The organism is Frigoribacterium sp. AC759 (genome assembly GCF_979256015.1).
This window is the reverse complement of record NZ_CEEDMT010000003.1, coordinates 111,361-134,731: the sequence shown is the minus strand read 5'-3', so window position 1 is coordinate 134,731 and position 23,371 is coordinate 111,361. Positions and strand designations below refer to the sequence as shown.

At 69.9% G+C, this 23,371-nt stretch carries 24 protein-coding genes and 2 tRNA genes; 16 read left to right on the top strand and 10 right to left on the bottom strand.

Going from position 1 to position 23,371, the window contains the following annotated elements; genetic code table 11:
- The first annotated feature begins 103 nt into the window (after positions 1-103).
- From ACZ6JE_RS05115 to ACZ6JE_RS05100, 4 genes are read left to right on the top strand one after another with little or no spacing between them, the layout of a single operon-like run.
- The gene (locus ACZ6JE_RS05115; RefSeq protein ID WP_464318356.1) at positions 104-1,405 is read left to right on the top strand and encodes a sensor histidine kinase; all 1,302 of its coding nucleotides are present in this window, start codon (positions 104-106) and stop codon (positions 1,403-1,405) included.
- The gene (locus tag ACZ6JE_RS05110) at positions 1,402-2,544 is read left to right on the top strand and encodes a hypothetical protein (RefSeq protein ID WP_320477859.1); all 1,143 of its coding nucleotides are present in this window, start codon (positions 1,402-1,404) and stop codon (positions 2,542-2,544) included. Before ACZ6JE_RS05115 ends, ACZ6JE_RS05110 begins: the two co-directional genes overlap by 4 nt.
- Positions 2,531-3,280, top strand: a complete 750-nt coding sequence (locus ACZ6JE_RS05105; RefSeq protein ID WP_464318355.1) for a response regulator transcription factor — start codon at positions 2,531-2,533, stop codon at positions 3,278-3,280. The genes ACZ6JE_RS05110 and ACZ6JE_RS05105 overlap by 14 nt, the downstream gene beginning before the upstream one ends.
- Positions 3,280-3,888, top strand: a complete 609-nt coding sequence (locus ACZ6JE_RS05100; RefSeq protein WP_192058678.1) for a thymidine kinase — start codon at positions 3,280-3,282, stop codon at positions 3,886-3,888. The genes ACZ6JE_RS05105 and ACZ6JE_RS05100 overlap by 1 nt, the downstream gene beginning before the upstream one ends.
- Before the next feature lie 27 nt (positions 3,889-3,915).
- On the opposite strand, the gene ACZ6JE_RS05095 is transcribed toward ACZ6JE_RS05100, so the two are convergent.
- The 5 genes from ACZ6JE_RS05095 to ACZ6JE_RS05075 all read right to left on the bottom strand — a co-directional run bounded on the left by ACZ6JE_RS05095 (position 3,916) and on the right by ACZ6JE_RS05075 (position 9,069).
- Positions 3,916-4,689: a polyprenol monophosphomannose synthase gene (locus tag ACZ6JE_RS05095; RefSeq protein WP_243213654.1), complete on the bottom strand. Its 774-nt coding sequence runs from the start codon at positions 4,687-4,689 to the stop codon at positions 3,916-3,918.
- Positions 4,686-5,201, bottom strand: coding sequence for a GtrA family protein (locus ACZ6JE_RS05090; RefSeq protein ID WP_243213652.1), 516 nt, complete (start codon positions 5,199-5,201; stop codon positions 4,686-4,688). Before ACZ6JE_RS05090 ends, ACZ6JE_RS05095 begins: the two co-directional genes overlap by 4 nt.
- Before the next feature lie 162 nt (positions 5,202-5,363).
- A tRNA-Pro gene (locus ACZ6JE_RS05085) sits at positions 5,364-5,437 on the bottom strand.
- A gap of 105 nt (positions 5,438-5,542) precedes the next feature.
- Entirely contained in the window at positions 5,543-6,493 is a 951-nt protein-coding gene (locus tag ACZ6JE_RS05080; protein WP_192058672.1) for a metallophosphoesterase, read from the bottom strand.
- Positions 6,490-9,069 carry a transglycosylase domain-containing protein gene (locus ACZ6JE_RS05075; protein WP_192058670.1) on the bottom strand — a complete coding sequence of 860 codons (2,580 nt, stop codon included), beginning with the start codon at positions 9,067-9,069 and terminating at the stop codon, positions 6,490-6,492. Before ACZ6JE_RS05075 ends, ACZ6JE_RS05080 begins: the two co-directional genes overlap by 4 nt.
- A gap of 50 nt (positions 9,070-9,119) precedes the next feature.
- On the opposite strand from ACZ6JE_RS05075, the gene ACZ6JE_RS05070 reads away from it, so the two are divergent.
- Positions 9,120-9,278 (top strand): DUF4177 domain-containing protein, encoded by a 159-nt coding sequence (locus ACZ6JE_RS05070; RefSeq protein ID WP_192058668.1) that lies wholly within the window; start codon positions 9,120-9,122, stop codon positions 9,276-9,278.
- Entirely contained in the window at positions 9,278-9,757 is a 480-nt protein-coding gene (locus ACZ6JE_RS05065; RefSeq protein WP_243213649.1) for a RidA family protein, read from the top strand. Before ACZ6JE_RS05070 ends, ACZ6JE_RS05065 begins: the two co-directional genes overlap by 1 nt.
- Positions 9,758-9,766: 9 nt before the next feature.
- Here the strand turns inward: ACZ6JE_RS05065 and acs are convergent, their stop codons facing one another.
- Entirely contained in the window at positions 9,767-11,719 is a 1,953-nt protein-coding gene (gene acs / locus ACZ6JE_RS05060; RefSeq protein WP_464318354.1) for an acetate--CoA ligase, read from the bottom strand.
- Positions 11,720-12,094: 375 nt separating this feature from the next.
- On the opposite strand from acs, the gene ACZ6JE_RS05055 reads away from it, so the two are divergent.
- The 10 genes from ACZ6JE_RS05055 to ACZ6JE_RS05010 all read left to right on the top strand — a co-directional run bounded on the left by ACZ6JE_RS05055 (position 12,095) and on the right by ACZ6JE_RS05010 (position 20,948).
- Entirely contained in the window at positions 12,095-13,222 is a 1,128-nt protein-coding gene (locus ACZ6JE_RS05055) for a TadA family conjugal transfer-associated ATPase (protein WP_243213644.1), read from the top strand.
- The gene (locus ACZ6JE_RS05050) at positions 13,212-14,204 is read left to right on the top strand and encodes a type II secretion system F family protein (protein ID WP_464318353.1); all 993 of its coding nucleotides are present in this window, start codon (positions 13,212-13,214) and stop codon (positions 14,202-14,204) included. Before ACZ6JE_RS05055 ends, ACZ6JE_RS05050 begins: the two co-directional genes overlap by 11 nt.
- 103 nt (positions 14,205-14,307) lie before the next feature.
- Positions 14,308-14,550, top strand: a complete 243-nt coding sequence (locus ACZ6JE_RS05045; RefSeq protein ID WP_192058658.1) for a DUF4244 domain-containing protein — start codon at positions 14,308-14,310, stop codon at positions 14,548-14,550.
- Position 14,551: 1 nt separating this feature from the next.
- Positions 14,552-14,911: a TadE family type IV pilus minor pilin gene (locus tag ACZ6JE_RS05040; protein WP_320478975.1), complete on the top strand. Its 360-nt coding sequence runs from the start codon at positions 14,552-14,554 to the stop codon at positions 14,909-14,911.
- A complete protein-coding gene (locus ACZ6JE_RS05035; protein ID WP_192058654.1) occupies positions 14,908-15,300 on the top strand; it encodes an Rv3654c family TadE-like protein in 393 nt (130 codons plus the stop codon). The genes ACZ6JE_RS05040 and ACZ6JE_RS05035 overlap by 4 nt, the downstream gene beginning before the upstream one ends.
- A gap of 138 nt (positions 15,301-15,438) precedes the next feature.
- Complete coding sequence (gene topA, locus ACZ6JE_RS05030) at positions 15,439-18,336, top strand: type I DNA topoisomerase (protein ID WP_464318352.1); 2,898 nt, start codon at positions 15,439-15,441, stop codon at positions 18,334-18,336.
- The gene (tmk, locus tag ACZ6JE_RS05025) at positions 18,336-18,956 is read left to right on the top strand and encodes a dTMP kinase (protein ID WP_464318351.1); all 621 of its coding nucleotides are present in this window, start codon (positions 18,336-18,338) and stop codon (positions 18,954-18,956) included. The genes topA and tmk overlap by 1 nt, the downstream gene beginning before the upstream one ends.
- Complete coding sequence (locus ACZ6JE_RS05020) at positions 18,953-20,116, top strand: DNA polymerase III subunit delta' (RefSeq protein WP_243213642.1); 1,164 nt, start codon at positions 18,953-18,955, stop codon at positions 20,114-20,116. Before tmk ends, ACZ6JE_RS05020 begins: the two co-directional genes overlap by 4 nt.
- 14 nt (positions 20,117-20,130) lie before the next feature.
- Complete coding sequence (locus ACZ6JE_RS05015) at positions 20,131-20,811, top strand: TetR/AcrR family transcriptional regulator (protein WP_320476920.1); 681 nt, start codon at positions 20,131-20,133, stop codon at positions 20,809-20,811.
- A 61-nt stretch (positions 20,812-20,872) separates the two neighbouring features.
- Positions 20,873-20,948: transfer RNA gene (locus ACZ6JE_RS05010), tRNA-Thr, on the top strand.
- Between the two features lie 62 nt (positions 20,949-21,010).
- Here the strand turns inward: ACZ6JE_RS05010 and ACZ6JE_RS05005 are convergent.
- The 4 genes from ACZ6JE_RS05005 to ACZ6JE_RS04990 form a co-directional block, all read right to left on the bottom strand.
- Entirely contained in the window at positions 21,011-21,358 is a 348-nt protein-coding gene (locus tag ACZ6JE_RS05005; protein WP_192058646.1) for a hypothetical protein, read from the bottom strand.
- The gene (locus ACZ6JE_RS05000; protein WP_464318350.1) at positions 21,355-22,035 is read right to left on the bottom strand and encodes a M15 family metallopeptidase domain-containing protein; all 681 of its coding nucleotides are present in this window, start codon (positions 22,033-22,035) and stop codon (positions 21,355-21,357) included. Before ACZ6JE_RS05000 ends, ACZ6JE_RS05005 begins: the two co-directional genes overlap by 4 nt.
- 82 nt (positions 22,036-22,117) lie before the next feature.
- Positions 22,118-22,885, bottom strand: coding sequence for a M15 family metallopeptidase (locus ACZ6JE_RS04995; RefSeq protein ID WP_192058642.1), 768 nt, complete (start codon positions 22,883-22,885; stop codon positions 22,118-22,120).
- A gap of 158 nt (positions 22,886-23,043) precedes the next feature.
- Entirely contained in the window at positions 23,044-23,349 is a 306-nt protein-coding gene (locus ACZ6JE_RS04990) for a hypothetical protein (protein ID WP_192058640.1), read from the bottom strand.
- Between the last annotated feature and the right edge of the window lie 22 nt (positions 23,350-23,371).

Genomic DNA, 23,371 nt, shown 5'->3' with positions numbered 1-23,371 from the left:
TGTTCCGGGCGATACCCGGGGACACCCCTCGATAACGGGGTACAGAAGAAGTCCATGTTCAGGCATACTTCTTCAGTCAGCCCGTCGACGAGAAGGAGGCCGCATGCTGCTCGGCCTCCCGGCTCACCTGGCTCCGCAGAGCACCGGTCGCGCAGTCGCCCGAGCCTGTTACGTCATGGCCTGCGTGGTGCTCGCCAGCGCGTCGCTCGTGCTCGTCATCAGTCAGGCGACCGGCCCCGGGTACATCCTCTGGCCCGCCCTGGTCGCGATCTGCACCCTCGTCGCGATGAGCGTCGTCCTCCAGCGTCGACGCACGGCGTCGGCCATGGCCGCCTTCCTCGCCATCGGCTCGGCGGCGACGTACTGGTACGCCGTCACGATCCTGGCCCAGATACCGGCCGTGCGGACGTCCGACGCCTTCTCGCTCTCGCTGCCCAAGATCGCCCTCATCCTGGTGGCGGGCAGCGGCCGCCAGCCGCGGCTCGGTCTCGTCTGGGCCACGATCGCGGTCGTCCTCGGCGAGGTGGCGACCCTGGCCGCCACGTGGCAGACGGGTGAGACCTCGCAGTTCGACGTCGCGACGGCCCTGACCTATCTGCTGGTCGTCGTCACCGTCGGCTGGGGTGTGATCGCCCGAGACCGTGCCCGGCGCGCGCAGCCCAGTCTGCACCGGGCCGCTCTCGACCAGCAGCTGCAGGGCATCCGCCACGACATCGAGCAGCAGGCCGCCGCCCTGCTGCACGACACCGTCCTGAGTCATCTCGCGGCCGTCGCCTCCGCCCCTCCCGGGCCGCTCGCTCCGCGGATCGCGAAATCGATGTCCGCCGACATCGAGACGCTCGTCGGGCAGGAGTGGCTGGCCGGTCGGGCGTCCGACGGCATGCCCCGGGACTGGCACCGGAGCGAGCTCGCCCTCGCCGTCGAGTCCGCCCGCGAGGCCGGGCTCGAGATCGGCGTGACCGGCGACGTGACCGCCGTGGCCCGGCTGAGCGCCGATCAGGCGCAGGCCCTCGGGCTCGCCGTCGCGCAGTGCCTGGCGAACGTCGAGAAGCACAGCGGGACGACCCGGGCCGAGGTCGTGGTCTACGGCGACGCGGACGACGTCTCCGTCATGGTGATCGACGACGGGGTCGGCTTCGACGTCGAGGGCACCGGCGCCGACCGTCTCGGGCTCAAGAACTCCGTGCAGGCGCGGATGGAGCGGGTCGGCGGCGAGGTGCAGATCTGGTCGTCCGTGGGCAGTGGCACGAGCGTCGTCATCCGGGTGCCGATAGGCACGTCCGCCGCCACCGGTGCCGTGTCGGCAACCGACGCGCGCGGTCATGCCGGTGACGGCCCGGTCGATGGCGGCCCGGTCGACGGCGCTCCCGGCGCCGGGCGGACCATCGCCGGAGGGGCGGCGTGAGCCGCCGGGAGCGGACGCCGCAGCAGGTCGACCCGCTCGGTGCGCTCAGCGCCGGCCCCCTGACCGTCATCGCGGGGCTGGCCGCCGTCCTCTACGCCGTCGTGGTGACGGTCGTCGTCCGTGCCGACGTCGCCTCGTGGCCCGCAGCCATCGCCGCGCTCGGCGCTCTGGCGGCGGCCGCGACGGTGCTGGTGCACGGGTCCCGGCCCGCGCGTGCGCCGTTCCGGAGACCTCACGTCGTGGTGATGGTCGTGCTGCTCGCGGCGGTGGTCGTGCTCTCGGTCGTCTCGACGGCGGGCCACAACGAGATGGTCCGAGACGACTGGACGTCCGTCTCGGTCGGCGTGCTGATCCTCGGCCTGGCGCCGTACCGGCCCGGACGCGAGATCGGGATCGCGGGCCTGATCCTGGCGTCGGTGATCGGCATCGTGGTGGTCGTCGAGAGCCCCTCGTTCGCCGCGGGTCTCCCGGCGGTCCTCTACGTCGTCGTGGCGGTGACGCCCGTGCTCGCGCTCACGTCGGCCGGGGCGACGTTCTCGGCCACCTTCGTGATGCTGGTCGACCACTGGGTCGAGCGCGCCTCCTCGTATCGTCGGGCCGGCACCGCCGATCTGCGGGCCGGGATCGCCCGGTCGGTGCAGCAGGACCGCGTGACCATCCTCAACCGCGACGTCGTGCCGTTCTTCACGGGGTTGATCGAGGCCGGCGAGGTGACCGCTGACGACAGCCGGCGCGCTCGCGCCATCGCCGAGACGCTGCGCGGGACGATGGTGGCCGAAGCGGACCGAAGCTGGCTCGAGCAGCTCCTCACGGCACCGGCGGTCGCGGTGGGGGGAGTCGTCGACGACCCCGAGCACCTGGCCGGCGAGATGGCCGACGACCACCGGACCGCCCTCCGCGCCCTCCTCGTGGCGTTCGCCGACACCGGTGTCGTCGACGCGTCCGACGTGCGCATCGCGGTGCGAGCCGAGGAGGCGCGGGTCGACATCCGTCTGACCGTCGCCACCCGGGCGCCCGACCTCGCCGTCCGCAACCGGCTCGCCCCCTACTTCGCCGTCGTCCGCGTCGTCTACGACGACCTCGTGGTCGATCTGAGCCCTCCCCTCCTGACACTAAGGTTTTCTTATGACCAGCACTGAGTCGAGCGACCGCTCGTCGCACCGCCCCGGCTACTCGCGACCCGCGGCGGCCCCGTCGTGGAACACCGTCGGCCCCTCGGGCGGCGACCCGTCGACGCGGCGGGTCCGCCTCGCGATCCTCGACGACCACGAGGTGCTGCTCGACAGCCTCTCGAGCTGGATCAACGTCAACGCCTTCGACTTCGACCTGGTGCTGACGGCGCACACCTGGCTGCAGCTGGTACACAGCGACAACTTCCCCACCGATCTCGTCTTCCTCGACTTCCAGCTGAAAGAGCCCGTGTCGATCGAGGCCCGGGTGCGCACCTGCCGTGCCGCGGGTGCGAAGGTCATCGTGCTGTCGAGTCTCGACACCCGCGAGTCTCGCGAGCGTGCGCTCGAGGCAGGGGCCTCGGCGTTCCTGTCGAAGTCGTTGCCGATGCGCGAGGTGATGGACGCCGCTCGGCAGGTCATGGGCGTCGCTCGCGACGCGTCGCCGCAGCGCGACTGGCGGCCGCTGCCCGTCGGGGCCACGAACCAGAGTCGACCCAAGCTCAGCGCCGGCGAGTCCGAGGCGTTCCGCCTCTACGTGTCGGGGTTCAGCACGAACGAGGTCGCGCAGCAGATGAACGTGCAGTACGAGACGGCGAAGACCTATCTGCGCCGCGTCCGCGAGAAGTACGCGAAGGCGAACCGACCGGCGAGCAAGAAGTCCGAGCTGATCCGCCGCGCCGCCGAAGACGGCTACCTGCAGTAGTGGCGAAGCTCTACTTCCGCTACGGGGCGATGAACAGCGGCAAGAGCACCGCCCTGCTGCAGGCCGCGTACAACTACGAAGAGCGCGGTCAGCGGGTCGTGCTCGCCAAACCGCGCGTCGACACCAAGGGCGACGATCAGATCGTCTCGCGACTCGGGGTCAGCCGCACGGCGGACGTCGCGTTCGCGCCCGGCGACGACGTCCTCGACGTCTTCTGCGCCGAGCGGGCGCGGGTGCGCGAGGCGACCGGCAGCGACATCGCCTGTCTGCTGGTCGACGAGGTCCAGTTCCTGGAGCCGGCTCAGGTCGACGACCTGCTCCGCATCGCCATCCTCGAGGGCGTGCCGGTGCTGGCCTACGGCATCCGGACGGACTTCCGCACGACGGCGTTCCCGGGCAGTCGTCGCCTGCTCGAGGTGGCGCACTCGCTCGAAGAGCTGAAGACGATCTGCCGGTGCGGTCGCAAGGCGGTCTTCAACGCCCGGACGATCGACGGGCGTTTCGTCTTCGACGGCGACCAGGTGGCCATCGACGGCCACGAGGTCACCTACGAGTCGCTCTGCGGCGCGTGCTACCTCGCCGAGAGCGGCGGCCGACTGAGCGCCTGAGCGGCTCTCAGCGGCTCTGAGCGGCTCTCAGCGGCGCAGAGGGCGGCGGGTGAGGCGACGCCACCATCGGGCTGCGCCCCAGCGTGTCACCTTGGCCATGGCCTCGGTCACGATGTCGCCGTTCATCTTCGAGACACCCGCCTCGCGTTCACGGAAGACGATGGGCACCTCGGCGATGGGGTGACCGGCGTCGATGGTGCGGAGGGTCATGTCCACCTGGAAGAAGTAGCCCCGTGACTCGACCTCTTCGAGCCGCATGCCGGCCAGCACGGGAGTGCTGTACGCCCGGAATCCCGCCGTGGCGTCGTGGACCCGGATTCCGAGCGCGATGCGCGAGTAGAGGTTGCCGCCGCGGCTCAGCAGCTCGCGACGCAGCGGCCAGTTGACGACCGACCCGCCCTTGATCCATCGTGAGCCGATGACGAGCCCGGGGGCCGGCAGCCGTCGCAGCGCGTCGAGCATCTCCGGCAGGGTCTCGGCGGGGTGGCTTCCGTCGGCGTCGAACTCGACGAGGACGTCGTACCCGCGGGCCATGCCCCAACCGAACGCCTCGATGTAGGCGGCCCCGAGGCCGTCCTTCGACCGACGGTGGAGGACGTGCACGTTGCCGTCGGACGCGGCGATGCCGTCGGCGATGTCGCCCGTCCCGTCGGGGCTGGCATCGTCGGCGATCAGGATGTGCGCAGCGGGCACCGCCTCGCGCAGCTTCGCGACCGCGCGACCGATGTTCTCGGCCTCGTCGTACGTCGGGATGATGACCAGGACGGAGGGAGCGGCCCCGGTTCCGTCGGCGGCGGTCATCGTCGACCTGCCGTCGACACGACCGCCGTAGGCGACGTGGGGGAGATCACGTCCGCCAGCTCGGCGCCCTTCGGGAACACCCACTTGTTCATGGCCCAGTAGCGGAACACCATGGCGATGAGCGTGCCGATGATCGGGCCGCTGATGAAGTCCGCCACCTCCTGCGTGGCGAACGACACGTTGGGGACCTCGAGACCGAGGCCGTAGCGGGAGAGGTAGAGCGGGGCCGAGTTGAGGCCGACGCCGATGACGCTGACGACGACGAACAGCAGCATCTCGTGCGCGGTGTGGCGGTCGCCGCGGTCGTCGAACGACCACTTCTTGTTCATCCAGTACGACACGACGGTCGCGACGATGATGCCCAGTGCGAGGGCCGTCACGGGGTGCTGGGGGATGACGAAGAGCTTCAGGCCGTAGTTGATCACCATGGTGATGACGAACCCGATGCCGCCGACCACGAGGAATCGAAGGGCTGAGGGGTTGGCTCGGGCCAACCGGATCACTGCATTCACCGGATCACCCTAGCGCCCGTCGTCGGCGAGATCGTCGAGCGGCACGGCACGGCACGGCACGTGGCCGGGTCGACGGCCCGCGCCACTGGGGAGACGAGAAGACGCCCGCCTCTCTGTCGTGACAGAGCGGCGGGCGTCTTCGAGGTGGAACTGATCACATCGTCGGGGTAGCGGGATTCGAACCCACGACCTCCTCGTCCCGAACGAGGCGCGCTACCAAGCTGCGCCACACCCCGATATGACTGGCCGCGATGTTCTGCGACCGGAGCAACCTGACCATGGTAGCAAACGAATCGCGTGGGTCATGACCGCCGATGCCGTCGACACCGGCGGCCCGCATGTCAGGCCGTGAGGGTGACGACGACAGCCTCCGGACGGCAGTCGAACCGGACGGGGGCGTAGATAGAGGTCCCGAGACCGGCGGAGATCTCGAGGTGAGCCGTCCGTCGTGCGTGGCTCCACGTGCTGAGGCCGCTGACCTTGCTGCGGGGGATGTCGCAATTCGTGACGAGCGCACCGTATCCGGGCACACGGACCTGGCCGCCGTGGGTGTGCCCGCCGAAGACGACGTCGGCCCCGTTGGTGACGAACGAGTTCAGCACCCGCTGATAGGGCGCATGGGTCAGCGCGATGCTCACCGGCTCGGGCCCGCCGCGGTCGTCCTGCCAGCCGACGTTCTCTCGCAGATCGTCCAGGGCGCCAGGGAGGCGATCGAGACGATCCCACCCTCGGTGCGCGTCGTTGACGCCGAAGAACTCGAGTCTCGATCCCCGGACCTCGATCGCTCTGGCCGTGTTGTTGAGGTCGAGCCAGCCGAGACCGGTGAAGAACGACTCCATGCGGGCGATGTCGAGCGGCGTGGGGGTGCGGTGGGCCTTGCTGGGTCCGCCGAAGTACGCGAGGGGGTTCTTCGGTGTGGGGGCGAAGTAGTCGTTCGACCCGTGGACGAAGACGCCCGCGACGTCCCGGAACGGCTCGAGCGTGTACTCGAGGGCCTCGTGGGCGTCCACATGCCCGATGTTGTCGCCTGTGTTGACGATGAGATCGGGCTCGTAGACCGAGAGACCCCGCACCCACTCCTGCTTCTCGGTCTGCCAGGGCGCGAGGTGGAGATCGCTGAGGTGCAGGATCGTGAGACTGCGCGAACCGGCCTCGAGGATGGGCAGCACCTCGTGCCGCACCGTGAACCGGTTGCGTTCGACGAGCGAACCCCAGGCGAAGGCGCCCAGGCCGACGGCCGCGCCCACCATCGCGGTCGCGGCCGTCGTCCGAGCAGGACTCAGTGGACTCATGTGCAGTTCCCGGGGTCCTTGCCCTCGGCATCGCCGTAGAGCTGCAGACGCACCGGGCCGGTCCGGTCGACGGTGGAGCCGGCGGCCGGGTCGGAGGCGACCACCTGGCAGACGTTGTCGGCCGAGCCCTTCACGTACCCGGCCACCGAGACGTTGGCCGCCTCGAAGCCCGTGCCCGCGAGCGCGGACACCGCGTCGTCGAACGAGTCGCCGACCACGTCGGGGACCGTGACCGCGTTGCCGCCGTCGCTCGTGTAGACCGTCACGGAGGTGCCGGACGAGACGCGCGAACCGGCGCTGGGGCTGGTCGTCGTCACGGTGCCCAGGGGCTGTTCGGACTTCTGGCGACCACCGTCGACGTACGAGAGTCCGAGAGCCCGCAGGCTGGTGGCGGCCTCTTCGGCCGTCTTCCCCGTCACGTCGGGGACGCTGAGGGAGGAGGTGCCGCGGACGACCGACGGATCCGCCACCGGGAACGCGGTGCCGGGGTAGACGGTGTTGTTGACCGTCTGCACGTCACGGAAGAAACCGGCACGCGCGTTGGCGTAGGTCGTCCCGGTCGCAGGCGAGTAGGCCGACCGGAGACTGACCTTGCCCTTGACGTTGCCCATCCACACGGCCGTGGCGAGCTTGCTCGTCGAGCCGATCAACCAGATCTGGTCCTTCTCGGTCGTGGTGCCCGTCTTGCCGATCTCGGGGTAGCCGTCGTAGGGGAGTCCTCCGACGCCGGTGCCGCCGTTCGACCAGAGCTGCGACATGCCCTGGATGGTGGCCGCGGCGATCTCGGGGTCGAGCGCCTGGTTGCACTCCTGCGGCTGACCGCCGATCTTCTGGCCGTCGGCGTCGACGATCTGGTCGACGATGATCGGCTTGCAGTACTTGCCGCCGGCGGCGATGCCGGCGTAGGCGGCCGCCATCGTGAGCGGAGCGATCTCGTTTGTCCCGAGGAACGACGAGGGGTTCTGGTACTGGAGCTCCGTGCCATCGGCACGGTGCACACCGAGCGAGGTGGCCACGTCCCGGATGTCGCGCAGGTCGAGCTTCTGGGCCATCGCGGCGTACGCGGTGTTGATCGACAGCGCGGTGGCGCGCTGTGCGGTCACGTAGCCCGGATTGCGCCCGTCGTCGTTCTTCGGTGCGAACCCCTGCGGGAAGTCCGAGCTGACAGTGCTGAGCGATTCTCCCCCGAAGGTCATGGGGGTGAACGGACGCGGCCTGCCGTTGACCGACTCGCTCAGGCCGTGGCCGTTCTGCAGCCAGTCGATGAGCGTGAACGGCTTGTAGGTCGAACCGGTCTGGAACCCGCCCGAACCGCCGTACGGCTTGTCGGTGCTGTAGTTGATGGCCGTGACGTTCGGGTCGGTCACCTCGGGGTCCTCGTTGAGGTTGCGGTTCTGGGCCATGACGATGACCCGACCGGTGCCGGCCTCGACCGAGTTGACGGCGCTGCCGAGGATGAGCGCGGACTCGGTCGGAGGTGCGTAGCGGTCGATCTGGGCGCGGGCGCTCGCGGTCAGGTCGAGATTGATGGTCGTGTAGACCTTGTAGCCGCCGGTGCTCCAGTTGGCCTCGCGCTCTTCCGCGTCGGCACCGAGGGAGGGGATGTCCTTGATGCTCTTCTTGACGTAGTCGCAGAACTGCTGCGCACCTGCTGCGGTGACCGCGGTGCAGCCCTGCGACGGGGTGGTCAGCTTGACGTAGTCGGCGGGGTTCGCCACGACAGCTGCGTCGTAGGTCTCCTGATCGATGTACTTCTCGCCGAGCATGCTGGCGAGGATGACGTTGCGGCGATCGACGTTGCCCTGGTAGTTGTCGGGCGTGCCGAGGTTGCGCTTCTCGGGATACTGCACCATGGCGATGAGGCTGGCCGCCTCGGTCGCCGTCAGGTCGGACGCCGCCTTGTTGTAGTAGTGCTGCGAGGCCGCCTGGACGCCGTACGCCTGGTCGCCGAAGTACGCGATGTTCAGGTACGCGAGGAGGATGTCGTCCTTGCTGTACTTCTTCTCGAGCCCGATGGCGAACTTCATCTCCTGCAGCTTGCGGTCGATGCTGACCTCTTTGGCCTCCTTGATGGCCTTGGCCTGTTCGTCGCCGGTGAGACCCTGCGCCTCGGCCAGGCGGATGTTCCGCACCAGCTGCATCGTCAGGGTCGAGCCGCCACCGCTCTCTCCGAGCCCGCCGGCGAGTGAGCCGACTCCGGCTCGGACCAACGACGTCAGGTCGACACCGCCGTGCTCGTAGAAGCGGCGGTCCTCACCGGCGACGACGGCGTTCTTGAGATTGGGGGAGACCTCTTCCCACTTCAGAGCGACGCGGTTCTGCGCGTAGAGCGTCGCGAAGGGGACGTCTTGACCGTTCTGCTTGCCGTACAGCACGTTGCGCTGCTGCAGCTTTCCGATCTCGATGTACTCGGGGATCGACTCGAAGACGCCGATGGAGCTGGATGCGGTCATGCCGGCGACGGCGATGGCGGGTGTCACACCGATGGTGACGAGCAGACCGGCCAGGACGCTGAAGCCGACGAAGCCGAAGAGCGCGCCGACGACGGACGTCGGCTTCGATTTTGGGTCAGACATAAGATCAGGGTAAGTGACAACCCGGAAAACCAAGCTGAACGGAACGACAAATGGTCCTTTGGGAGTACATGACGACGCCGCTGATGGTGCACAACAGCACCGCGATCCTGAACAACTGGGGGAGTGACGGCTGGGAGCTCGTGCAGGTGACGCAGGGGCCCGAGGGCGGCCCGGTCGCCTGGTTCAAGCGTCAGAAGCAGGACGACTGATGGCCGACGTCGCCGCCCGTCTGGCCGAGTTGGGGCTCGCTCTCCCCGCGGTCGCGACGCCCGCAGGCGCCTACGTCCCCGCCGTGCGCACCGGCTCGTACGTCTACACGGCGGGTCAGCTGCCCTTCGTCGACGGCGCTCTGCCCGCGACGGGCAAGGTCGGTGAGGGCGATGGTCTGGTCGACCCCGCCGCGGCCAAGGAGTACGCGGCCACGTCGGCACTGAACGCCCTCGCGGCGGCCGCCTCCGTGCTCGATTCGCTCGACGACGTCGTGCGCGTCGTCAAGGTGACGGGCTTCGTCGCCTCCGACCCGGCGTTCAGCGGTCAGCCCGGTGTGATCAACGGCGCGTCCGAGCTCCTCGGCCGGGTGTTCGGCGACGCGGGCATCCACGCCCGCAGCGCGGTCGGCGTGGCCGTCCTCCCTCTCGACTCGCCCGTCGAGGTCGAGATCGTCCTCGAGGTCCGCCCCCTGGCCTGACCCTGCGGCTCAGCGCATCTCGGCGGTGATGACCCCCATCACCGCCGAGTCCGCGAGCGTCGTGGTGTCGCCGACCTCGCGTCCTTCGGCGACGTCGCGCAGGAGTCGTCGCATGATCTTGCCCGAGCGGGTCTTCGGCAGTTCGTCGACCAGCACGATCGTGCGCGGGCGGGCGATGGCGCCGATGCGGTCGGCGACGTGCGCTCGCAACCGGGCCACCGCCTCCTCGGGGGTCACGCTCCGCCTCTTCTTGTCGCGGAGAACGACGAACGCGACGACGGCCTGACCCGTGGTCTCGTCGGCGGCTCCGACGACGGCGGATTCGGCGACGAGCGGATTCGACACCAGCGCCGACTCGATCTCGGCGGTCGACAGGCGATGCCCCGAGACGTTCATGACATCGTCGACGCGGCCGAGCAGCCAGATGTCGCCGTCGTCGTCGCGTCGGGCGCCGTCTCCGGCGAAGTAGCGGTCGCCGAAGCGGCCCCAGTAGGTCTCGACGTACCGGTCGCGGTCGCCCCAGATGCCGCGGAGCATCGACGGCCAGGGCTCCGTGACCACGAGGAGGCCGCTCTCGCCGTTCGCCACCGGCACGCCCTGGTCGTCGACGACGTCGACGACGATGCCGGGCACGGGGGTCTGGGCGGCGCCGGGCTTCGTCGTCGTCACTCCGGGCAGGGGCGAGATCATCATCGCGCCCGTCTCGGTCTGCCACCAGGTGTCGACGATGGGCGTCGTCCCCGACCCGATCACCTCGCGGTACCAGAGCCACGCCTCGGGGTTGATGGGCTCGCCGACGGATCCGAGGAGGCGCAGCGACGTCAGATCGCGAGCCTGTGGGATCTCGCGCCCCGCCTTCATGAACCCGCGGATGGCCGTGGGCGCCGTGTAGAGGATGGTCACCCCGTACTTCTCGACGAGATCCCACCAGCGCCCGGGGCCGGGGGAGTCGGGTGTGCCCTCGTAGAGCACCTGTGTCGCCCCGTTGGCGAGCGGCCCGTAGACGACGTAGCTGTGCCCGGTGATCCAGCCCACGTCGGCGGTGCACCAGTAGACGTCGGTCTCGGGGCGGAGGTCGAACACGTTCCTGTGCGTGTAGGCGACCTGGGTCAGGTAACCGCCCGACGTGTGGAGGATGCCCTTCGGTCTGCCCGTCGTGCCGCTGGTGTAGAGGATGAACAGCGGATGCTCCGCCTCGAACATCTCGGCGGTGTGCTCCGCTTCGACGCCCTCGAGGGCCTCATGCCACCAGAGGTCACGCCCCTCCACCCAGTCGACGGCGTTCTCGCCCCGCCTGATCACCAGCACGTTCTCGACCGTCGACCGCCCGCCGAGCGCCAGTGCCGCGTCGACCGCTGGTTTGAGGGGCGAGACGCTGCCCTTCCGCCACCCGCCGTCGGCGGTGATCACCAGTGTGGCCTCGGCGTCGTCGATCCGTGCGCGGAGGCTCTCGGCGCTGAAGCCGCCGAACACGACCGAGTGCACCGCGCCCAACCGGGCGACCGCGAGCATGGCGACCACCGCCTCCGGGATCTGCGGCAGGTAGACGACCACCCGGTCGCCCGGCCCGACGCCCAGCGACGACAGCAGGTTGGCGGCCCGCTTCACGTCGGCCGTCAGCTCGGCGTAGGTGACCGCGCGTGCGTCACCGGGCTCGCCTTCCCAGAGGAGGGCGACGCGCTCACCGTGGCCGGCCTCGACGTGGCGGTCGAGGCAGTTGTAGGCGACGTTCAGCGTGCCGTCGGCGAACCACCGTGCGAACGGGGGATCGGACCAGTCGAGGGTCTCGGTCGGTCGGCGACCCCAGGTCACGCACGCGTCGGCCTGCTCGGCCCAGAAGGCCGACCGGTCCGCGTGCGCGCGATCGGCCAGATCGCGGGTGGCGACGGCGTTCGAGGCGAACACCGGGTCGGGGGCGAACGTGGACGCCTCTCTCGGAGGGGTCGGGGTTCCGTCGGCCATGTAGGACCTTTCGCGTCGTTGCGGGAGGCGCGGGCTGACCCGCACAGGAAGCGAGACTACCCCCGGGGTCTTTCCGGGTAGGCCTGTCCGATCACGGAAGATCGACGTGTCGCGCGTGGCGAGGCGGGCCCATCCTGGGGTACAGTTAACGCAGTCGGATTCAGTTCCGACTCGCAATGCGTTGATTCCCCCCAATCGCGTGTTGCGGTGGCGGCGCCGGTTCCCCCCAATCGGCGCCGCCCCTCTTCGTTTAACCCGGAGATCACCCTCCGCGGGTGAGGGCGATCACCCCTCCACATCGTCGGCATGCAGTCGTCGTCCCCAGGCGCTGCACCGAACCGTCTGCTCCGGTGGCCTGTCCTCTAGCGTCCGGCTATGACTCCGATCCAGACCTCGACCACCCTCTCGGCCGCCCCTGCCGCCCCCTCGCCGCGTCCCGTCGATCACCCGTCGGTCACCCGCGGAGTCGACCTGGGGCGCTTCGTCCCCGCGGCGTCGCGCGGCCGTCTCGATCATCGGGGTACAACGGGCGCGAACGGGGTACAGAGCCTGCCCGGCTCGTCTCGCGGGGCTCCCTTCGGCCCGTTGCGCGAGATCATCGACGAGCCGGGCGTGACCGACGTCTTCGTGAACGGCGGAGGGGGCACCTGGGTGGATCGCGGCCACGGCCTCCTGCCCGACGGTCGCATCCACCTGTCCGACGACGTCGCACGGCATCTCGCGGTACGACTCGTGGCGGCGGGCGGTCGACACGTCGACGAGGCCAGCCCCTGCGTCGACGTGCGCCTCGACGCCGGCATCAGGGTCCATGTCGTCCTGCCGCCCGTGTCGACGGCGGGCACCCTCCTCTCCATCCGCCTGCCGCGCCGGACGCCCCTCACGCTCGACGGGCTCTCCGCGCAGGGGTTCTTCGACGACGTCGACGAGAGCGAGGTCAGGAGGTGCGTGGGCCGGCGCGCGAACATCCTCATCACAGGGGCGGGCGGGGCGGGGAAGACCACTTTCCTGTCGAGTCTCCTCGCCGAAGCGGATCCGACCGATCGGATCGTGACCATCGAGGACGTGGCCGAGCTCCGGATCGATCATCCGCACGTCGTCTCGCTCGAGACGCGTCAGCCCAACCTCGAGGGCGTCGGTGGAGTCGATCTCGCCCGTCTGCTGCGCGAGGCGCTGCGCATGCGCCCGGACCGACTCGTGGTGGGGGAGTGCCGCGGAGTGGAGGTGCGCGATCTGCTGTCGGCCCTGAACACCGGGCACGACGGAGGTGCCGGCACTCTGCACGCGAACGGTCTGGCCGATGTCCCCGCCCGTCTCGAGGCGCTGGGCGCGGTCGCCGGGCTCAGCCCCGCGGCGCTGGCGCGACAGGCCGTCAGCGCGTTCGACGCCGTGTTCCATCTGGAGCGGACCGCCGAGGGTCGGCGTCTCGCCCAGATCGGGCACCTCGTGCTCGATGCGGACGGCGCCTTGACGGCTCGGGCGGGGCTCGCTCGTCGTGCCGCCTGAGCGGCGGCGCCGTCTCGTCACCGTCACCCCCGCCTCGACGGTCGTCGAGCGCGTCGCCGTGCTGCTGTCCGCCGGCGTCGTCCCGGCCTCGGCCTGGCGGCATGTCGCCGAGTCGGAGCCTCCGGGGCCCGTCCGCGAGGTGACGTTCGCCGTCGCGACCGAGGCCGTGACCGGCATGCCGATCTCGGAGGCGCTCGCGGCCGCTCTGGGCGGACGACCCTTCGCACGCGCGCCCGACGGCCCGCGTCACGAGCTCGACTGGCGGCAGGTCGCCTGTGCGTGGTTCGTCGCGGAGCGCAGCGGTGCGCCCCTGGCCGACTGCCTGCGGACGTTCGTGGCGGGCCTTCGCGCAGCCGAGGCGGCGCGACGCGACGTCGAGGTCGCCTTGAGCGGGCCTCGCTCGACGGGGCGCATCGTGCTGGCGCTGCCGCCGGTGGGTCTGCTGTTCTCCATGGGCATGGGCTTCGACACGGCGGGCGTGCTGGTCGGCACGCCCGTCGGCTGGGGCTGCCTCGCGGTCGGCGCGGGCCTCGTGGCCCTCGCTCGGGCCTGGAACGCACGACTCGTCCGCGGTGCCACGCCCGAGGGGCCCGTCCCCGGTCTGCGCCTGGAACTGCTGGCCGTCGCGGTCTCGGGCGGTGCGTCGTGGGACTCGGGGCTCGCGCTCGTGCGGTCCGCCCTCGAGCTGCTCCCGTCGGCTGATGCGGACGGGTCCGGGGTGGCAGCGGAGGACGGCGCCGAGCGCGACTGCCTCGAGGTGCTCGATCTCTCGCGCCGGGCCGGTGCCCCCGCCGGTGAGCTGCTCCGGGCGACCGCCCGTGAACGGCGACTCCGCAGTGCCGCGGACTCCCAGTCGGCCGCCGCACGACTCGGGTCGACCCTCATGCTGCCGCTCGGCCTCTGCGTCCTGCCGGCGTTCCTGGTCGTCGCCGTCGTGCCGCTCGTCGTCTCGCTCGTCTCCTCCACAACGGCGAGCTGGTGAGACCGATCCCCAGCGGCGCCGGTGCCGACGCCGGTCGGTCGCGGCGACGCCGGAGACTCGGACCACGCCACACCGAGTGGTCCTGCAGAGAGTAAGGAACCCCATGACACCGCATCCCGCCCTCGACACCCGGAACACGACCGTCCTCACCGGCCGGGACGGCAGTCGCCGCGCCGGCCCGCTCCGTCGCCTGCTCGCGGCCGACGACGGCGCGGCGACCGCCGAATACGCGATCGTCATCATGGCCGCGGTGGGGTTCGCCGGTCTCCTGGTCGTCATCATGCGTTCGGACGAGGTGCGGGGCACCCTGTCCGATCTCGTCCGGTCCGCCCTGACGGTGGGCTGACATGGCCTGCGTCGCACCGGGGCGCAGCCGGTTCCCGTCCGACGTCGGCAGCGTCACGGCCGAGTTCGCCGTGGTGGTGCCAGCGCTCCTGTCCGTCGTCGGTCTCGCCCTCGTGGGCGCCGGCGCGGGGATGCAGGCCATCCGCCTGTCGGACGCCGCGGCTGTGGTCGCGCGGCAGACGGCCCGAGGCGGCGGCGACGCCGTGCCGGCGACGCTCGCGGCTCTCGCACCGGGCGCAAGCGTCTCCACGTCGTCGGAGGGCGAGCTGGTCTGCATCCGGCTCACGCGGGTGGTGGCACTCGGGCCCGTCGAGGGTCTCGAGCTGACCGGTCGGAGCTGCGCCCCGAGGGCCGGCGGATGACCTCGACACCGCACCCGCGCCTCCTGCCCGGCGACGACGGGGGATCGGCGTCCGTCGTCGCCGTGGGACTGCTGCTGATGATCGTCGCGCTGGTGCTCGCCGTGACGGGCACGGCGCGGGTCCTGGTCGAGCGCAGTCGGGTGGCGGGGGCCGCCGACGCCTCGGCCCTGGCGGGCGCCGACGTGGCCTCAGGGTTGACGGCCGGGGTCGTCTGCGATGCCGCGAGCCGGGCGGCCGAGGCCAACCGGGCCGCCCTCGTGGCCTGCGAGACGGACGGATCCATCGTCACCGTCAGGGTGTCGAGCACACTCGGTCTCCTGCCCGTGGCGGCGTCCGCGACGGCGGGTCCGCCACCCGCCGAGGCAGTCGGGTCACCGGCGACGCCGTGAGCGAGTCGCGCGTGCGGTGTGTGTATGGTGTGCCTGTCGGCAGCCACCACGTCGCCCTCGCCGGAGGGGACGTCGTCCCCGACGGCCTCGCCGATCGGTCTCGATCGGCCGTCTACGTTCCACAATCCAAGGAGTCCCGTGCCAGGCACGAAGAAACTGGTCATCGTCGAGTCGCCCGCGAAGGCCAAGACGATCGCCCAGTACCTCGGCAGCGGATACGAGGTCCTCGCATCCGTCGGCCACATCCGCGACCTCATCGAGCCGAAGAACCTGCCGCCCGAGCTGAAGAAGGGCTCGCTGGGCAAGTTCTCCGTCGACGTCGAGAACGGCTTCGAGCCCTACTACGTCGTGTCCGACGCCAAGAAGAAGACCGTCTCCGATCTGAAACGCGCCTTGAAGACGGCCGACGAGCTCTACCTCGCGACTGATGAGGACCGCGAGGGCGAGGCCATCGCGTGGCACCTGCTGCAAGAGCTCAAGCCCAAGGTCCCCGTCAAGCGGATGGTCTTCCACGAGATCACGAAGGACGCCATCCAGAAGGCGCAGGAGAACACCCGTGAGCTCGACACGGCGCTCGTCGACGCCCAGGAGACCCGCCGCATCCTCGACCGTCTCTACGGGTTCGAGGTGTCGCCCGTCCTCTGGCGGAAGGTCGGCCCCGGTCTCTCCGCCGGTCGCGTCCAGTCGGCTGCGACACGACTCGTGGTCGATCGCGAACGAGAGCGTCTCGCCTTCGTCTCCGCCACCTACTGGGACCTCACCGCGACCTTCGAGCCCTCGACCGAGTCGGTCCCGTTCTCGTCGAAGCTGGTTCGGATCAACGGCTCACGCGTCGCGAGCGGTCGCGACTACGACGACCGCGGGCAGCTGAAGAACGAGTCCGTCTCACTCGACGAGTCGACCGCGCTCGCCCTCTCACGGGCCCTCGAGTCCGCCGGCGTCACGATCGAGGTCACCTCCGTCGAGTCGAAGCCCTACACGCGTCGTCCGGCAGCGCCGTTCACGACGTCGACCCTGCAGCAGGAGGCGGCGCGGAAACTGCGTTTCTCGGCTCGTCAGACCATGAGCGTCGCGCAGTCGCTCTACGAGAACGGCCACATCACCTACATGCGCACCGACTCGCCGTCGCTCTCGCAGCAGGCGATCGATGCGGCCCGCAACCAGGCGTCGAAGCTCTACGGTGCCGAGACCGTTCCGGCCAAACCCCGCCTCTACACGGGCAAGAGCAAGAACGCCCAGGAGGCGCACGAGGCGATTCGCCCGTCGGGCGACACCTTCCGCACGCCGTCCGAGATGTCGACCACCCTCCGTGGCAACGACTGGAAGCTCTACGACCTCATCTGGAAGCGCACGGTCGCGTCGCAGATGGCCGATGCCAAGGGATCCACGGCGTCCGTCGTCGTGGCGGCCACGACCCCCGATGCAGTCGAGGGGATCACCCCGCGCAGCGGCGCGGGCACCCTGGCGGAGTTCACCGCATCGGGAACCGTCATCACGTTCCGCGGGTTCCTCAACGCGTATGAAGAGGGACGCGACGAGGACCGCCACGGCTCGGCCGAGCCGGCCGACGCCAAGCTCCCGCCCCTGACGGTCGGGCAGAACCTCGCCCTCGACGCGGTCGAGGCCAAGGGCCACGACACGAGCGCTCCTCCCCGCTACACGGAGGCGAGCCTCGTCAAGACGCTCGAAGAGCTGGGCATCGGTCGCCCGTCGACCTACGCCGCGATCATGTCGACCATCGTCGACCGCGGTTACGTGACCCCTCGGGGCACGGCGCTCGTGCCGAACTGGATCGCCTTCTCGGTCGTGAGACTGCTCGAGGACTACTTCGGCGACCTCGTCCAGTACGACTTCACCGCGAGCATGGAAGACGACCTGGACCTGATCGCCGGGGGCGGCGCCGATCGGGTCGACTGGCTCAACGGCTTCTACTTCGGCAACGAGCAGCACCGTGGTCTCCGCAAGGTGGTCGACAACCTCGGCGACATCGACGCACGGGACATCAACTCCATACCGCTCGGCGAGGGGCTCACCCTCCGCATCGGACGGTACGGCCCCTACCTCGAGGCGCCGGGTTCGGATCCCGAGACTCCGCGTCGGGTGAACGTGCCGGAGGACCTCGCTCCCGACGAGTTGACCGCCGCGAAGGCTCGCGAGCTGATCGACGCGCCCGTCATCGGCGATCGCGTGCTCGGCGTCAATCCCGAGAGCGGCAAGGAGGTCATCGCGAAAGACGGCCGTTTCGGCCCTTACGTGACCGAGCGGACTCCCGAGGAGGTCGATGCGGATCCCGCCACCGGCGAGGTCGTCGAGGCCCCCGCGCCCGCTGCGACGGAAGGCACCGGGGCGAAGCCGAAGAAGGCCCCGGCGAAGAAGGCCGCTCCGAAGGAGCGGACCTCGTCGCTGTTCAAGAGCATGGACGTCGACACCGTCGATCTCGAGACCGCCCTCCGGCTTCTCGACCTGCCCCGTGTCGTGGGTGTCGACCCGGAGAGCGGCGAGGAGATCCAGGCGCAGAACGGCCGCTACGGCCCGTACCTGAAGAAGGGCGCCGACACGCGGTCGCTCACCAGCGAGGATCAGATCTTCGACATCGACCTGGCCGGTGCGATCGAGCTCTACGCTCAGCCGAAGTACGGTGCCAAGCGCGCCAGCAGCGCCCTGAAGGAGTTCGAGGCCGATCCGGTCAGCGGCAAGCCCATCAAGGTCAAAGACGGTCGCTTCGGGCCCTATGTCACCGACGGCGAGACCAATGCGACCATCCCCCGCGGCGAGACCGTCGAGGAGGTCGACTTCGAGCGCGCCGTGCAGCTGATCGCCGACAAACGCGCCAAGGGGCCTGCGAAGAAGCCGGCGGCCAAGAAGCCCGCCGCCAAGAAGCCGGCTGCCAAGAAGCCGGCCGCGAAGAAGCCCGCGGCCGCCACCAAGGCGACCACGACCAAGGCGACCGCGACCAAGGCCGCTGCTGCGAAGAAGCCCTCTGCGGCGAAGCCCGCTGCGGCCGAGAAGCCGGCAGCTGCGAAGAAGCCCGAGTAGTGGCGGGCCTCTTCATCACGCTCGAGGGCGGCGACGGATCGGGGAAGACCACGCAGGCCGGTCTGCTCGAGGCCTGGCTCGTCGAGAGCGGCAGGTCCGTCGTGCGGACGCGAGAGCCCGGGGGGACCGACCTCGGGCTCGAGCTCCGCGAGATCGTCCTGCATCGTCGGGGTCACATCGCCCCTCGTGCCGAGGCCCTGCTGTATGCCGCCGATCGGGCGCACCACGTCGAGACGCTGGTCCGGCCCGCCCTCGAGCGGGGCGACGTCGTCCTGCAAGACCGGTACATCGACTCGTCGGTGGCCTACCAGGGTGCCGGCCGGGTCCTCGGCGGAGACGAGATCCGATCGCTGTCCGAATGGGCGGTCGACGGGTTGGCCCCCGACCTCACCGTCCTGCTCGACCTCGACGAGGCCGAGGGGCGACGTCGGCTCGACAGCGCCCGCACAGAGTACGACCGGCTCGAGTCCGAGAAGTCCGACTTCCACGCGCGCGTCCGTGCCGCGTACCTGGCTGTGGCCGAGTCCGAACCCGAGCGGTTCGTGGTCGTCGACGCGTCTCTGCCGCAGGCGGAGATCGCGTCGCTCATCCGCGACCGAGTCGCCGGCCTCCTGGAGTGACCGTGTCGACACCGTCGTTCTGGGACGGCCTGACCGGTCAGGCCGACGCCATCGAGTCGCTGCGTGCGGCGGCCTCGACCGAACCGGGCAACTCGTCGATGACCCACTCCTGGCTGATCACGGGCCCGCCCGGCTCGGGGCGGTCGAATCTCGCCTACGCGTTCGCTGCGGCGCTCCTGGCCCGCAGCGACGAGGATGCCGAGGCGACCATCCGTCAGGTCGGGGCCCGCTCGCACCCGGACCTCGCGGTGCTGAGCACCGAGCGCATCATCATCACCATCGACGAGGTCCGCACCCTGGTCGCGGCTTCCCAGTTCTCCCCGTCGGTGGGGCGCTACCGGGTGGTCGTCATCGAGGACGCCGACCGCATGACCGAGCGCACGTCGAACCTCCTGCTGAAGGCGCTGGAGGAGCCGCCGCCTCGCACGGTCTGGATCCTCTGCGCGCCCAGCGAGGCCGATCTCATCCCGACCATCCGGTCGCGGGTCCGTGGCGTGCGGTTGCGCGTCCCCTCGGTGGCCGACGTCGCGGCCCTCATCGAGCGTCGCGACGGAGTCGATCACGAGACGGCCGTCGTCGCGGCCCGCGAGGCTCAGAGTCACATCGGCATGGCGCACCGACTCGCCACCAACCCGGAGGCGCGCGACCGTCGCCGACGGACGCTCGAGACCGCGCTCGCCATCCGCTCGGTGTCCGACGCCGTGCAGGCGGCGGCGACGCTGCTCGCGGTGGCCGGCGACGACGCCAAGGCCATCACGACCGAACGCGACGCCGACGAGCGGGCCAGTGCGCTGCGTTCCCTCGGGGTCGAGCCGGGCGGGACGGTGCCTCCGGCGCTCCGCAGTCAGCTGCGGGCGCTCGACGACGACCAGAAGCGCCGTGCCACGCGCAGCCTCCGCGACGGCATCGACCGCATCATGGTCGACCTGCTCTCGCTCTACCGCGACGTCCTGCTCCTGCACCTCGGCGTCGGTGACGACCCCGTCAACCAGAGCATGCGCGGGCGTCTCGACGAGGCGACCCGCGCCTCCTCGCCGGCCAGCACCCTCGCCGTGATGGACGCGATCGCGGTCGCCCGCCGTCGCATCGAGTCGAACGTGTCGCCGGTCCTCGCACTCGAGGCCATGCTCGTCGCCATCAGCAGACACGCGGTCAGGTGAGGCAAGATGGCCGGATGAGCGACCCGACCGCCGCCCCTGGCCTCCGCGAGCGAAAGCGCCTGGCCACGCGGCGGGCGATCCAGGTCGCGGTGCTCGATCTCATCAACGAGCACGGCCTCGAGGCCGTCACGGTCGACATGATCAGTCGACGCGCCGACGTGTCGCCCCGCACGTTCTTCAACTACTTCACCTCCAAGGAGGAGGCCGTGGTCGGAGATCCGCCGCAGCTCTCCGACGGGGCCGAGCTCGAGGCGTTCGTCTCCGATCACGACGGGTCGCTCCTCGACGGTCTGGTGCACCTCCTCGACCACGCCGCGACGACGGCGACCGGCGACCGAGAGCTCGTGCAGCGGCGCCGCGCCGTGCTGCGCGCGTACCCCGAGCTGTTCGCACGGCGGATGGCGTCGGTCCGCGTGTTCGAAGAACGGGTGACCGAGGTCGTCGCCCAGCGGCTCGCAGCCGACGGGGGCCTCGCGTCGACCATCGACGGCTCCGACGGGGCCGACGGCGCTGCGGCTGTGGCGAGCCGGGCCCACCTCGTCGCGCTCGTGGTCATCGCCACGCTGCGGCACGCCTGGGCCGAATGGATCGAAGACGACGACGTCGAGCACCTCGGCGACTACCGGTTCAGCCTCCGCGCCCGGATGGACGACAGCTTCGCCGACCTGCGGCGCCTCGTGTCACGCGAACTCTGAGAATCCGGTACAGTATCTATTCGTGCCGACAGGCACTGGTTGTCGGCCATGGCCGGTATCCGCCGCTTTAGCTCAGTCGGTAGAGCGTCTCACTCGTAATGAGAAGGTCTGGGGTTCGATTCCCCAAAGCGGCTCCACAGAAGCCCCGGTCGTCACCGACCGGGGCTTCCGTCGTCTGAGCCCATGACGAGCGTCGTCGTCAATGCTCCGCCGGTCGCGTGTTCCGATCGGTCGGGCGAGGCACCGATCCGAGTCCGATCCGCATGAGCCAGCTGTTGACCGCCGGCACCGCCATCACCCGGGTGATCGCTCCCGCGACCGCTGTGGTGGTCGCGGCGAACCCGACGAGCCACCCGTAGAGCGCCGAGGACACGGGCAGCCCCAATGCCTCGATGACCAGCGGCAGGACCAGGGCGAAGCTCAGGAAGACGGGTATGCCCACCGCGACGATGGTCCGCAGCACGCGCTGGGTCGTGAACCAGATGGCATGCACGGAGGGCGGCTGCGCCTCGGAGTCGGTCGCGGTCCGCTCGTCGGCCGGGGTCATGATCCGTCCTCCGGCGGCCTCCGAGTCGTGGCCATCCGGAAGACCTTCTGGCGGACGTCGCCCACGGCGACCTTGATCTTGACAACTGCGTCGACGATCACCACCTGGCGGCGTTCGACGCGTCCGACCGCGCTCTTCGTCGTGGTGACCGCGTCCAGGACGGCGGCGAGCTGCTTCTTCTCTTCTGGTGTCATGTCGACCTCCTCGGGATCGATGGGGTTGAGGGAGGCGGGATATCCGCCGGTGAAATGCCAGGATTCGGGCGTCGGTCGGAAGTCCCTTCCCGTATGGCTGATGCCTCGGAGGCGTCCGCGTGCGACGACCCACGCGTGGGCCGCCTGGTCGTCCTCGAGCGCCCGGTTCCGCCCGTCGGGCAGTGTGATGCCGAAGTCGAGGCCGGCGCCCTGCGCCTGGTCGTGCGACGACGTGTAGGGCACCGCCGCGAGCGGGGCCCAGGGGCCGCCGTCGACGAACGCCTCCCATGCGGCCCGCTTGATCTCCTGGTCGCGTCGTGAGCGGAGCCCCTCGTTCACCGACAGGATGCCGCCGTCCGCGAAGACGCCGGCGGACTCGGCGATGAGCGAATTGACCTGCGCTGCGACGGTCTCGTCCGTCACGTACTGGACGACACCCCGGAGCGAGCCGTAGCTCGAGGGGCCGACGGGGTGGAGGGTCACGGCTCCTCCCCGGAGAGGGAGGGGAGGCCCCCGCCGAAGCGGAGGCCCCCGCCGAAGCGGAGGCCTCCCTCGTCGTCGTCCGTCAGGCGCCGACCTTGGTCCGGATCGCTCCGACACCCGACTTCACGGCCTCGAGGTTGCTCGAGACGGTGTACTGGATGTTCGGGGTGGGGGAGTCCGCGTTCAGCGCGAGGCTGATGTTGCGGTAGCGGTCGAAGTCGTTGATCGACACGCTGCCCGAATCGGGGATGCTGTGCAGCGCGAGCACGCGACCCATCTCCGATGTCGTGACCTCGATGCCGTCCGAGAGCGCCAGGCCGACGAGGGCCAGATCGGCGGTCGACACGAGCCGGCTGCGTCCGTTCGAGATGAGGAACTTGCTGCCGGGAGCCCAGCGGCTCGTGGTTCCCTGAGTGATGATGTAGAGCTTGTCCATGTCTTCTTCTTTCGTATCTGTCGGAGGTGCGGTGATGGGCTCGTAGGCCCGGATGTAGTCGAAGTGCCACGGCTCCCGGGAGGGGAAGCCGTTGCCGGTCGGTGACCAGCCGAAGGTGGGCGCGTTGGCGTCCATCCAGGCCTTCTGAGGTGTGCCGTAACTGGCTACGCCGGCGCCGAAGTCGCAGGCGGTCGCCCACCCGTGATTCGACGTTCCGGGTTCTGCTGCGTAGTTGAAGCCCGGCTGACCGTTGAGCCAGCCGTCGTAGAGGTACTTCTGACGCTCGTAGCTCCGGTAGCCCTCGGTGATGACGAGGTCTGCCCCGAACTGAGCCTGGAATGCACTGTTCAGTGCGGTGTACTGCCTGGCGGCGTCGCTTCGCAGATAGCCGGAACCGGTGAGGGTCGCCGGCACGGGTACGAGTGCCGAGGCGGGTATCTGGCCATTCGTGTGGCCTCCCCATTCAGGAATGTGAATCTCCGTTTCTTCTCTTTCTTCGGCTCAGCGGTCGCTGAGCCGCTCCCCGTGTGGGGAAGCAGGTGCTCGGTTGTCGTGGCGAGCGTGCACGGGACTCAGCGGTGGCGGAGTCCGAGTGGTGCCGACCCGACCTGATGGCGGGTGGCGAGCAGTCGTTCGACGACGAAGAGCCGGTCGAGCGGTGCCGAGGGGAAGAGCAGCTTGGTCCGGGCCATGAAGCCGTTGGACGGCGGACCGCCTGCTGCGACCCGGGCGAGGGTCGTCCGGTCGACGCCGATCATCCGGGCCAGCTCGGCGTCGGACTCGATCTGGTGAGTCCTTCGCAGCTCGTGCAGAGCGACGACGTCCAGAACCAGACGGTCGACCCTGGTCGGTGTTGCATGTGCGGATGGTTTGTTCATGCGAGGAACACTACGGCGTATA